The following is a 10,776-nucleotide window of genomic DNA, read 5'->3' as shown; positions in this document are numbered from 1 at the left end:
GGTCGCGCGGGATTTCGAGGTGGAGCTCCCCGTACTCGGTCTTGACCGTCCGGTCATAGGTGCCATTACGGGAATTGCCGGAGTGGAACCCAATCCGGTCGTACTTCTCGTAATCCAGGAAGGCCGTCAGCTCCGTCCGCAGTAGCGTGTTCACGGCCAGCTCCAGATGGGAGCGGAATAATTCGTTCAAATCGCCTTTGGTGGCTAGAGTCTGCAGGAGTTCTGTAGTAAAATCGTTCATAGGGAAGTCCTCTTTTCTGTGAATGGGTGTGGTAACTTTATTCTACAGAAGGGACTTCCTTTTTTCTATTTACACAAAATATTTTATACTCTCACCTTTTGTCGCCTTCTGGACTAATATCTCAAAACTTTGAACATATCTTTTCTAGTTTAGGTCAATCAAGAAATCTCATAAAATACCCTTCTTACATATTCGACTTTAGATAATGAGGGTATTTTCCTGTCTTTTAAACATATAATACGTATCATGGGATCTTTAGGAATCTAGTTCGTCATTCGTAAGAAGAGAAAAACGTATACCAAAATTATGATTTATCTATGGGCTAAAAATCCTCCTTTCGATGAAAAGGCTACACAAAAAAAGACTTATGCATATCACATAAGTCTAAGCCAAGTATATTTTTATTTTTTTCACTATTTACTTGTATTTTGTTCACCTTCAAGCATTCTGCGTCCTTCTTCAACTGCAGTGTTTGGATCTTCAGGTGGAGTATTTCTTAATATTTCTGGTGCAGCTGTTAAATCAGGTTCGCCGCCTGCACTAATGGGATTACTACTATAGTTGAATTTGTTCCCGTCACGAGCAGTTTCTCCTTCGATTGCTTGAGAGGCTTCTCCTTCTGAGAAGTTGTAAAGTGTATGTGTAAACTCTTTACCTTGTTTTTGTAAGTCTTGAGTACCATGTGGTACAACTGGACCGTATTTTTCTTCCAATTCTTCACAAGCTTTTAAGAATTGAAGCTGGTGCTGCGTTTCGCGAGCCATGAGGTAACTTAGCATATCGCGAACACCTTTATCCTCCGTTTGCAGGAAGTTACGTGATACTTGAAGGCGAGCCTGTGATTCACGGACAACGTTGAAACGCATATCAGCGAGTAAGTTACCACTTGAAATAATGTAATTTGCGCTCCAAGGATTTCCGTTAGAATCAGATAACCCTGCACCAAGACCATTGACGAACGCATGTTGAGGGTCCATACCGCCAAGTATTGCAGCAGTCGCTGGATCACTATTTCTCGCAAATTCTTCTATCGTTTCAGTAGGAGCGTCACGTAATAGGTCATTGATCATGGTTGCTAACATTTCCATATGGCCTATTTCTTCCGTACCGGTGTCTAATAATAAATCTTTATATTTTTCATTACCGACAGTGTTCCAGCCTTGAAGGGTATAAGCCAGCATTCCTGTAGTTTCTCCCCATTGGCCGCCTAAAATTTCTTGCAGGCGTCGTGCAAGAATGGGGTTACTTTTCTCAGGCTTCGCATGATACTGTAAGTTTGACTTTCTTATATACATATAACGGTCCTCCTGATATATTATAGTGTCATATGTAGGATTAGTTTTTTCCAAATCAATCCTACATATACAACAGTAAGTCATATAAATTCATCCTTCAAATGATACGGTTTCAAAAAACATTATAAAAAGAGGCCCAGATTAAATTAATTTGGACCTCTTTTTATAACTGATATATTCATTCGATATATTCCTCTCGTTTCATAACTTAACAGTTTTGGAACAATTTTGAATTGCTATGACATAAGCAGCTTTGGGGTTTCAGAACTTGGGTTCAAAAGAGAAAGCAGAAACTTTGTTTCTGAATAATAAATAAGCATAGTGGAACCGGTAGAACAAAGATGAAGTCGCAATCTTCTTTGATTTATATCCTGACCAAGTGTTAATAAGCATTATCTAAGTAACTGATATACTATAAGGCGACAACAAAGAACAGCAAAAAGCCAGCCTGAAAGTTGTATCTTCCAGGCTGGCTTTGTTTAGACGCAAAATTCTCTATCTATCTTCTCTTGTTGTCTGTGTCGTCGATTTCCTTCACCACAAGGTCCGCATCTGCAGAGTCCGAACCGGAAGTCCGATTGTCCGTACGGTTGCCGGTGTCTTCAGGAGCGTGATCTTCTCTGCGGTCGAACGTTTTATGGTCTCTGCGATCTGTGGTGTCGGCAGGTGAATCTTCCCGGCGGTCAAATGTTTTGTGATCCGTTCTCGGAGAAGCGGTATCCCTTACGTCATCCCGGTTCATGTTGTTCTCCGGAGATTCAGGATAATCAACGTTGTTTTGAGTTGTATCTGCATCTCTTTTGTTTGCGCGTCGTTCTTTTCTAGAAGGCATCGAGCCATTCCCTCCATTAGGTGTATTGTCGTAGTCAGTGGCGACTGCAGCGTCACTTTGAACAGGTGCCGTTTGTGTGTTGCGGATTCTTTCTCGGACTTCTGTTTCCAAACTGTCGATACGAGCAAGCAACCCTTTGATTTCAGAATTTTTCTGTGTCAAATCGGCTTCCGATTCCTTGCGTGTCTCTTCGGCGATGGAGTCACGTTCCCGTTTGGTTTTTTCCAGCTCATCTTCCAAGTCATGGACGCGGTCTTTCCTTCTGCCGAGAAGCGGCATCATAAACAACGCGCCGGCCAACAATCCTAATAAGAATGTCCCAGCCAGAAGCGCCCAAAGGGGAAGAGAAACTTGTTGGAGCCAAAGATCCAAAGTGACGATGGACTGATTCAAGAAAGCGATGAGTGCCACTGCAAGGGCAATAATGAGGCCGATGATTGGTCCTGCCTTTTTCATCAAATCATTCCTTCCTCCGCAAAATTCAACTTGCTGCGGAACTCTGAGTACAACAGCCGACGTTTAACCTTAATCGGAGGGTAGTCTGTCAGAAGAAGGCGAATCAGACGTTTCTTCTTGTGCTTTTTTCATTTCTGTCTGAGCATCTGATTGAACTTTTTGCGCCTCTTTTTTCACTTCACTGGAAGCTTCCTGCATCTGGTTTTTCATTTCTTTTGCAGTTTCTTTGAGAGTGATTTTAATGTTCTCTGCGGCTTCAGATGTACTGTGCTGCACGTTGCTTCCAGCTTTGACGGCTGCCTCCTTGTATCCTTTTGCCTGTGTTGTTGCTTGTTCTTTCGATTGATTGAACCGGTGTTTCAAATCCTTGCGCAACTCTTTTCCAGGTTTCGGTGCAAACAGCAAACCCAATGCAGCTCCTATTGCGACGCCTTTCAAAAACTTAGCCATTCCCTTTCCTCCTTAAAATAAATATAGAATAGGTTCTTCTAGTTGTAGTATAGCGGATTCGGAAATGATTAGGAAACAAAAACGCCTTAGAGAAGGAGGGCTACTTTTATGGAAGGCGACGAAAATATGGTACGATATGGAATGAAGAAAAGAAGAAAGGAGCAAAGAAATGAAAGCGATTTTAATCGAAGAGTTCGGCGCTGTAGATCAGTTGAAAGAAAAAGACATGCCGATGCCTACGTTTAAGGAGAATCAAGTACTGATTGAAGTGTATGCTTTCTCCATCAATCCGGTTGATTGGAAAAGAAGAGAAGGCAAGGTAGGCGGCAAACTGCCGATGGTTTTGGGCGGCGATGTTGCCGGAATCGTGAAAGAAATCGGTTCGGAAGTGAAGGACTTGAAACCGGGTGACCGCGTGTTTGCCAATGCGGCCCGGACTTATGCAGAGTATACCCGTGCACGGGCAGAAGTCACGGCGAAAATTCCCGATAACATGTCGTTTGAAGAAGCTGCTGCGGTTCCGTTGGTAGGCCAAACCGCATGGGAAGCAGTCGTGGAACAAGGAAAAATCAAAGACGGCGACCGCGTGTTGATTCATGCCGGTGCAGGCGGTGTGGGGTCTACGGCCATTCAAATCGCCAAATATTTCAACGCGTATATCGCAACCACTGCCAGCAAAGAAAACGCAGAATTTGTCAAATCCATCGGAGCAAGCGAACACATTGACTACAAGAACGAGGATTTCGAAGAAAAACTGAAGGACTTTGATCTCGTCATCGACTCAATCGGCGGAAAAACGCAGGAAAAAAGTTATTCCGTGTTGAAACCCGGCGGACGGTTGGTGTCGCTCGTCCAAGAGCCGGACGAAGAAAAATTGAAAGAACATGGAATCGAAGGCGTGTATTTCTCCATGAAACCGACCGGAGAACGCTTGAAAAAACTGGCTGAGCTGATGGAAACAAACGAACTGATTCCAATCGTATCCCAGACGTACCCATTCACAGAAGAAGGTGTGCGAGAAGCCCACAAACAAAGTCAATCCGGCCACACGCGCGGGAAATTGGTCGTAAAGGTGAAATAAACCAATCCACCATCGACTGCTCAGCGTGTTGAGACAACCAAAGGACCTGAAAAAAGCCTCAAGGCGGCGGTTCCCGCTTTGAGGCTTCTCTGTGGATTAATTGACTTGTCGTCTATTGGAGTGAGGTTCACTGATTTCCGGATCCTCTGGATTGTCTTGAATCAACTTGTCTGCGACAATCAGCAGAATCGGCAGGAGGATGTCATCGGCGTAACCAGCAACCGGAAGGAAATCCGGAACGATGTCAATCGGGCTGACGATATACAGGATGATTCCAAGAACAGCCAGTTTCTTTTTGTTGTCCAATTTTCCATTAAACAGGGACAAGACCAAATGTTTGATTTTAGAGGTTGGTGTTTTAATTGTTTTTTTTCTTGTTTTCATATTCATTTTCCTTTCTATAAATGTGGCTAGAAAGTTCAGAAGGCAATGGATTACGTTGAAATAATTATAACGATTTGAACTTCCGTCGGCATCCGTCTTAAGGATGAGATTTGGAATGTTTATACACACGCATTAGAACGGTCTTAACATTCAAAAATGCAGAGTGGTGGCCGCCGTGAGCGTCCTTAATTTTTTTTTAAACTTCCACCGTTATAATACAGAAGAATCTGAAAAAATGAATGACACAAATTTATAGACATTTATCTATAGCAACTATTAGGGGGAACTCGAAATGGAAATAGGAATCGATAAAATTGGTTTTTACACGCCTCACTTTTATGTGGATATGGAAAAACTGGCGCATGCCCGTGACACCGATCCTGGAAAGTACTTGGTTGGAATCGGACAAGAGAAAATGGCGGTTGCGCCAACGACACAAGACTCGGTGACGATGGCGGCCAACGCGGCATTGGAAATTTTGGATGATGAAGACAAGCAAGCGGTGGACATGGTGTTGTTTGGAACCGAAACCGGAGTGGACCATTCCAAATCCGGCGCTGTCTGGGTGCATCATCTGGCGGGTATCCAACCGCGAGCACGTGCGGTGGAATTGAAACAAGCCTGCTATGGAGCGACTGCAGCCATCCAGTTGGCGATGGGACACATCGCATTGAATCCGGAAAGCAAAGTGTTGGTATTGGGTTCGGATATCGCGAAATACGGTCTGCGCTCCGGGGGCGAACCGACACAGGGAGCGGGAGCGGTGGCGCTGTTGATCAGTGCAAACCCTCGTATCTTGGCATTGGACAAAGAACAGGCTCTCTTGACGGAAGACATCATGGACTTCTGGCGTCCGATTCATTCCGACAAAGCGTTTGTTGACGGGAAATTCTCCAACGAAAGCTACATCAAGTTCTTCACAACCGTTTGGAACGAATACAAGGAAAAAACAGGACGTACCTTGGATGACATGGCGGCAATTTGTTTCCACCTTCCGTATACGAAGATGGGACGCAAAGCGTTCCGTGCCATCATCGACGAAGCTTCCGAGGAAGTGCAGGAGAGCTTGAAACAGCGGTACGAAGAAAGCATCGCGTACAACAAAGTGGTCGGGAACATTTACACCGGCTCATTGTACTTGAGCTTGTTGTCCTTGTTGGAACAAGGCGAAGAACTGACTGAAGGGGCACGCATCGGGTTGTTCAGTTACGGTTCCGGCGCGGTCGGCGAATTCTTCAGTGGCACATTGAAAGCCGGCTACCAACAGTATATGCTGGGTGAAAAACACCAGGAAATGTTGGACAACCGCAAAGAATTGAGCATTGAGGAATACGAAGACATCTTTGAACAATCCTTACCGACAGACGGCTCTGCCATTGAGTTGGAAGTGGAGAAAGACCCTGCTCCAGTCGTGTTGGCCGGCGTACGGGACGAAATCAGAGAGTACATCAACAAGTAAAAAATGAGCCCGCCTCATCCTTGAACGGATGAAGCGGGCTTTTTTCGTTTTAAGAAAGTTATTCAATATGTGTCGGCCAGTCATCAGTGGCATCCAGCTTCGTGGACTGGTTTTGTTCCACCAAGGCATCCCGGATGTCTTTTAAGTACTGTTCCGTAACCGGGATCGGTTCTTCTTCCGGCTCTTCTTCTTTTTTGCGCATCACCTTATTCATGGCTTTGATGGCAACGAACAGGACGGCCCCGATAATGAGAAAATCAATGATAGCCTGCAAAAACAACCCGTACCGCAATTCTGCGGCACCCACTTGGATAAACAGGTCATCCACGGAAGCATTCCCGGTCAAAGCGGTGATGATGGGGGTGATGATGTGATCCACCAGTGCGTTCACGATGGCGGTGAAGGCACTCCCCATGACGACCCCGACCGCTAAATCCATCACGTTTCCGCGCATGATAAATTCCTTGAACTCTTGCAACATGTTCTTTTTCACTCCTTTTCTACATTCTCCAGTATAACGAAGACTGATTTAAAAGAACAGAAATGAGTGGTTGGGTTATGATATAGTAAATGTGTCTTAGAAACCGCTTTACAAATAGGGGGGGAGCAGATGGGAAATGTGCTGAAAAGGTATGGGGTGTTTTTGTTAAGTGTGGTCATTATCGGTACCGGAATCACCATCATTACGAAAACCGGACTGGGAACCACGGCAGTGACCAGCCTGCCCTTTGTCGTCAGCCGGATATGGAAAGTGAGCCTCGGAACCATGACGATGTGGTTCAATATCCTATGGGTGGTACTGCAAGCAGTGCTGTTGCGCGGGAGATTTGAAAAAAGGCAATGGCTGCAATTGACGGTGGGGCCTCTATTGGGCGGCGCGATTGACCTGTCCGCGGTAATGCTGAACTTTATCCAGCCGCAGCTTTATGTGACCCGACTGTTGTATCTTGTGGCAGGGAGTGCAGTTTTGGCGTTCGGCATTTACTTGCAGTTGGAAGCACGGGCAATTTACAACCCGGCAGAAGGCTTTGTGAATGCGCTGTCAGAAGTGGTGAGGAAAAATTTCGGAACCGTCAAAATGGCGTTTGATGTCACGATGGTGGTGTCGGCGCTGGTGCTGTCCTGGCTGGTCATGGGGGATATCACCGGCATTCGGGAAGGAACCTTGATTTCCGCGTTGTTGATCGGGCCGTTGACGACCGCTTATCGCAATGTTTTTGCCAAGCAACGCGAGGCAGCATCCAATTCTATACGTTGAGGAGAGAGAATATGAAAAAAAGGCTTAATCATCATGACCGATCGCTTTGTCGATGCGGTGTATTCCGCGGAAACACGGGCAGAAATCCGGCAGCACATTGAGCTGTTGGCTGCCCCGTTGACCGCTGAAGAATGTTTGGAGTATCCGGATCTGTTGGAACAGACGGAAGTCATTTTTTCGGGATGGGGAGCGCCGATTTTTGATGCGTCATTCTTGGAAAAGGCACCGAACTTGGAAGCCATCTTTTATGCAGGCGGAGCGATGAAACGGCTGTTGACGGATGACGTGTGGGACCGAGGGATTCAAGTGACGACTGCCAATGTGGCCAACGCCATCCCTGTAGCCGAATACACAGTGAGCCAGATTTTATTTTCTTTGAAAAATGGCTGGCAGATCACCCGGTAGGTGCGGAAAGATCGCAAGTACCGATTTGGGCAGTACCACTCATTGGGCGCATACAAACGGACGGTGGGATTGATTTCGCTGAGCCAAGTCGCCCGCAAAACGTTGGAACTGTTGCGTCCTTATGACCTCGACGTGGTTTGTTATGACCCGTTCGTCTCAGAAGAAGAAGCAGACAAACTGGGCGTCGAAAAAGTGTCGTTGGAAGAATTGTTCGCGGGTTCCGATGTGGCTTCGCTGCATTCGCCGCTGCTTCCGGAAACGATCGGCATGATTAACGGTGATTTGCTTCATTCCATGAAAACGAACGCGATATTTATCAACACGGCACGCGGCGCCATTGTACGGGAAGAGGAACTGATTGAAGTGATGAAAAAGCGGTCGGATTTGACGGCGATTTTAGACGTGACGCATCCGGAACCGCCGGCGGAAGATTCGCCGTTGTTTGATTTGGATAATGTGGTGGTCACGCCGCACATCGCAGGCAGTGCCGGTTCCGAAACGGAGCGGCTGGGGGCATTCATGTTGGAAGAGGCCAAACGCTATGTAAACGGCAAACCTTTGGAGTATCGTATTGCTAAAGAAAGTTACGCGCACATGACTTAAGGAGGGAAAAAGATGATTGGATTGTGTTCAGTGACGTTTCGCGACAAACAACCAGAAGACATCATTCAAATCGCAAAAGATGCAGGGGTGGAGGCCATTGAATGGGGCGGAAACAACCACGTGCCGCCGACAGAGTTGGAAACAGCCAAACGAGTCGCCCAATTGACGAAAGACGCGGGATTGGTCACCAGTTCGTATGGAACCTACTACAAAGTAGGCACCAACGAATCGTTTGACTCCATTCTCGCCGTAGCGGAAGCCTTGGACACGAAAATAATCCGGGTGTGGGCCGGGGACAAAGGATCTGAGGAAGCGGATGAAGCGTGGTTTAATGAGGTAGTGGCAGACGCGGAACGAATCGCCAAACTGGCGCATGAAAAAAGTATGTCCATCAGTTTTGAATACCACAGCGACACGCTGACCGATACACCGGAGAGCGCCCGCCAACTGATGGAAGCCATCGAAGCGCCGAATGTCTTCTTATACTGGCAGCCGGCAGAAACACTGACGGTGGAAGAACGCAAAAGCAGCCTGTCTCTTCTGGGCGAATGGATCACCAATGTCCATGTCTTCCATTGGGAAAACTTCAACAACCGATTCAGCTTAGAGGAAGGCGCGGAAGATTGGGAAGACTACATCAGCCGCATTTTGACCCACTCACCTTATACGCATCATTACTTGTTGGAATTTGTCAAAGAGGATGACCCCGGGCAACTCAAACAAGATGCGGAAACGCTGAGAAAAATCGTGGAGAAATTCGGTTGACGAGAAAGCAAGCGGCATGTGGCGAAATAAAATGAATTTTAATGGGTGATTTGGTCCTTTTCAGGCGTTCTGGACCAAATCGCCCAATTTTTTTGGAAATATTTGGCCCGAATCGGTCAAAATGGCCCAAATCGTGAATCCAGCCGGCGGTTATTTGGATACAACAAAGCAACAAACGAAAAACCCACAGTCCGAACGCAGCGGTTCGGACTGTGGGGTTTAATTTTCCAGATTTTCCAAAATGTCTTTGGCGGTGGCCAGGTTCATGTTCGGCGCTTCTTTCAATTGATTCACGACTTTGTCGATGTCGGCGCCTTTCGCTCCTGCGCTGATGGCTAGTGAACGGGCCTGAAGTCCCATGTGGCCTTTTTGAATGCCTTCCGTGACCAATGCCCGCATCGCCGCAAAATTTTGGGCCAGTCCCACTGAGACGATAATCCGCTCGAGTTCTGCGGCGGATTCATAACCCAGCAGACGCTTGGTGAACTGGGCAGCTGGGTGGATTCCGATGGAACCGCCGACCGCGCCTACAGGAAGCGGCAGAGTCAACGTGCCGACCAATTCGCCGTTTTCACCTTTTTTCCAACGTGAGAGAGCCCGGTACTGTCCGGATTTCGCGGCATAAGCGTGCGCGCCGGCTTCGATGGCCCGCCAGTCGTTTCCGCTGGCCAGCACCACAGCGTCCACACCGTTCATGATGCCTTTGTTGTGGGTGACGGCGCGGTACGGGTCTGCCCACGCAAAGTGCCCGGCTTCAATCATTCGGTCCCGGACTTCTTCTCCGGTAAAGGAACCGTGCTTCAACAAACGAGTTGGGATGCGGCATTCCGCCGTTGCCAAACATTCGGTGGCATAGTTGGACAGGATGCGCATCAAGGCGGTGCCGCCTGTCAACTCTTCCAAGTAAGGGGCGATGCCTTCCATCATCGTGTTCACAATATTTGCACCCATCGCTTCCAACGTTTCAATGTGAAGATGCACCACCAAAAATTCCGGCGTGTCTTCTATCGTGTCGGCTTCCAACAAACGGACGTGTACTTCGCGGGCACCACCGCCACGTTTGACGATGGAAGGATGTGCCTCGTTGGCTCGTGACAAAACTTCCTCGGTGTGCTGTTCGATGTTCTGGATGGCTTTTTGTACGTCCGGGACGCTTTTCAAGGCCACCTGTCCGATCATACGCCGGTCCGTCAGAGACGTCCGGAACCCACCGGCTTCGCGGATGATTTTTGCCGCAAAACTGGCGGCCGCCACCACAGACGGTTCTTCCATCGCCATCGGGACAGCGTAGTCTTTGCCGTCGATCAAAAAATGAAAGGCCACGCCATATGGCAGAGAATAACGGCCGATTTGATTTTCAATCATGTTTCCGGCAATTTCGTCCGGCAGTTCCAAACCGTTTTCGGATAACAGGGTCGCATCTTCTTTGGAAATCACCCCTGCTTGAAGGAGGGAGTCGATTTTTTCAGATTTGGTTTTTTTATAAAATTTGGATAGTTTAGACAAATCCACAGGAGACATCCTTTCGTTCTCGAATTGATACCCCA

13 protein-coding genes are annotated in these 10,776 nt (G+C 47.3%); 6 read left to right on the top strand and 7 right to left on the bottom strand.

The window, feature by feature from the left end; translation table 11 throughout:
- From G470_RS0102755 to G470_RS12495, 4 genes are all read right to left on the bottom strand, one after another.
- Nucleotides 1-241: transposase (locus tag G470_RS0102755; RefSeq protein WP_028273495.1), on the bottom strand; the 241-nt coding region annotated here is incomplete at its 3' end.
- A 413-nt stretch (nucleotides 242-654) separates the two neighbouring features.
- Entirely contained in the window at nucleotides 655-1,536 is an 882-nt protein-coding gene (locus G470_RS0102750; protein WP_028273494.1) for a manganese catalase, read from the bottom strand.
- A gap of 499 nt (nucleotides 1,537-2,035) precedes the next feature.
- Entirely contained in the window at nucleotides 2,036-2,824 is a 789-nt protein-coding gene (locus G470_RS12500) for a lipopolysaccharide assembly protein LapA domain-containing protein (RefSeq protein ID WP_035444921.1), read from the bottom strand.
- 69 nt (nucleotides 2,825-2,893) lie between these two features.
- On the bottom strand, nucleotides 2,894-3,274 hold the full coding sequence (locus G470_RS12495; protein ID WP_035444919.1) for a YtxH domain-containing protein: 381 nt from the start codon (nucleotides 3,272-3,274) through the stop codon (nucleotides 2,894-2,896).
- 169 nt (nucleotides 3,275-3,443) lie between these two features.
- Between G470_RS12495 and G470_RS0102735 the strand changes: the two genes are divergently transcribed.
- Nucleotides 3,444-4,355, top strand: a complete 912-nt coding sequence (locus tag G470_RS0102735; protein WP_028273493.1) for an NADP-dependent oxidoreductase — start codon at nucleotides 3,444-3,446, stop codon at nucleotides 4,353-4,355.
- A gap of 96 nt (nucleotides 4,356-4,451) precedes the next feature.
- On the opposite strand, the gene G470_RS12490 is transcribed toward G470_RS0102735, so the two are convergent.
- Nucleotides 4,452-4,739, bottom strand: a complete 288-nt coding sequence (locus tag G470_RS12490; protein WP_051258381.1) for a YkvA family protein — start codon at nucleotides 4,737-4,739, stop codon at nucleotides 4,452-4,454.
- Nucleotides 4,740-5,031: 292 nt separating this feature from the next.
- Here G470_RS12490 and G470_RS0102725 point away from each other — a divergent pair, with 292 nt between their 5' ends.
- The gene (locus G470_RS0102725) at nucleotides 5,032-6,198 is read left to right on the top strand and encodes a hydroxymethylglutaryl-CoA synthase (protein ID WP_028273492.1); all 1,167 of its coding nucleotides are present in this window, start codon (nucleotides 5,032-5,034) and stop codon (nucleotides 6,196-6,198) included.
- A 58-nt stretch (nucleotides 6,199-6,256) separates the two neighbouring features.
- Here the strand turns inward: G470_RS0102725 and mscL are convergent, their stop codons facing one another.
- Entirely contained in the window at nucleotides 6,257-6,679 is a 423-nt protein-coding gene (gene mscL / locus G470_RS12485; RefSeq protein ID WP_035444917.1) for a large-conductance mechanosensitive channel protein MscL, read from the bottom strand.
- A 129-nt stretch (nucleotides 6,680-6,808) separates the two neighbouring features.
- On the opposite strand from mscL, the gene G470_RS0102715 reads away from it, so the two are divergent.
- Genes G470_RS0102715 through G470_RS0102705 form a run of 4 tightly spaced genes read left to right on the top strand, consistent with a single transcriptional unit; the run spans nucleotide 6,809 to nucleotide 9,229 of the window.
- Nucleotides 6,809-7,456: a YczE/YyaS/YitT family protein gene (locus G470_RS0102715; protein WP_028273491.1), complete on the top strand. Its 648-nt coding sequence runs from the start codon at nucleotides 6,809-6,811 to the stop codon at nucleotides 7,454-7,456.
- A 33-nt stretch (nucleotides 7,457-7,489) separates the two neighbouring features.
- Nucleotides 7,490-7,861: a Rossmann-fold NAD(P)-binding domain-containing protein gene (locus G470_RS14645; protein ID WP_205617871.1), complete on the top strand. Its 372-nt coding sequence runs from the start codon at nucleotides 7,490-7,492 to the stop codon at nucleotides 7,859-7,861.
- Nucleotides 7,862-8,464 (top strand): NAD(P)-dependent oxidoreductase, encoded by a 603-nt coding sequence (locus tag G470_RS14640; RefSeq protein WP_205617870.1) that lies wholly within the window; start codon nucleotides 7,862-7,864, stop codon nucleotides 8,462-8,464.
- Between the two features lie 12 nt (nucleotides 8,465-8,476).
- Entirely contained in the window at nucleotides 8,477-9,229 is a 753-nt protein-coding gene (locus tag G470_RS0102705; RefSeq protein WP_028273490.1) for a sugar phosphate isomerase/epimerase family protein, read from the top strand.
- A 219-nt stretch (nucleotides 9,230-9,448) separates the two neighbouring features.
- On the opposite strand, the gene G470_RS0102700 is transcribed toward G470_RS0102705, so the two are convergent.
- Entirely contained in the window at nucleotides 9,449-10,750 is a 1,302-nt protein-coding gene (locus G470_RS0102700) for a hydroxymethylglutaryl-CoA reductase, degradative (RefSeq protein WP_205617869.1), read from the bottom strand.
- Nucleotides 10,751-10,776 lie beyond the last annotated feature (26 nt).

Origin of the sequence: Atopococcus tabaci DSM 17538, assembly GCF_000429585.1 — a bacterium.
Classification (GTDB): domain Bacteria; phylum Bacillota; class Bacilli; order Lactobacillales; family Carnobacteriaceae_A; genus Atopococcus; species Atopococcus tabaci.
This window is presented reverse-complemented; position numbering and strand designations above follow the sequence as displayed.

What these genes read in the sequence shown, in the direction of transcription:
- G470_RS0102750 (WP_028273494.1), bottom strand. Translation starts at nt 1,536, where the DNA reads ATGTATATAAGAAAGTCAAACTTACAGTATCATGCGAAGCCTGAGAAA.
- G470_RS12500 (WP_035444921.1), bottom strand. Translation starts at nt 2,824, where the DNA reads ATGAAAAAGGCAGGACCAATCATCGGCCTCATTATTGCCCTTGCAGTG.
- G470_RS12495 (WP_035444919.1), bottom strand. Translation starts at nt 3,274, where the DNA reads ATGGCTAAGTTTTTGAAAGGCGTCGCAATAGGAGCTGCATTGGGTTTG.
- G470_RS0102735 (WP_028273493.1), top strand. Translation starts at nt 3,444, where the DNA reads ATGAAAGCGATTTTAATCGAAGAGTTCGGCGCTGTAGATCAGTTGAAA.
- G470_RS12490 (WP_051258381.1), bottom strand. Translation starts at nt 4,739, where the DNA reads ATGAAAACAAGAAAAAAAACAATTAAAACACCAACCTCTAAAATCAAA.
- G470_RS0102725 (WP_028273492.1), top strand. Translation starts at nt 5,032, where the DNA reads ATGGAAATAGGAATCGATAAAATTGGTTTTTACACGCCTCACTTTTAT.
- mscL (WP_035444917.1), bottom strand. Translation starts at nt 6,679, where the DNA reads ATGTTGCAAGAGTTCAAGGAATTTATCATGCGCGGAAACGTGATGGAT.
- G470_RS0102715 (WP_028273491.1), top strand. Translation starts at nt 6,809, where the DNA reads ATGGGAAATGTGCTGAAAAGGTATGGGGTGTTTTTGTTAAGTGTGGTC.
- G470_RS14645 (WP_205617871.1), top strand. Translation starts at nt 7,490, where the DNA reads ATGACCGATCGCTTTGTCGATGCGGTGTATTCCGCGGAAACACGGGCA.
- G470_RS0102705 (WP_028273490.1), top strand. Translation starts at nt 8,477, where the DNA reads ATGATTGGATTGTGTTCAGTGACGTTTCGCGACAAACAACCAGAAGAC.
- G470_RS0102700 (WP_205617869.1), bottom strand. Translation starts at nt 10,750, where the DNA reads ATGTCTCCTGTGGATTTGTCTAAACTATCCAAATTTTATAAAAAAACC.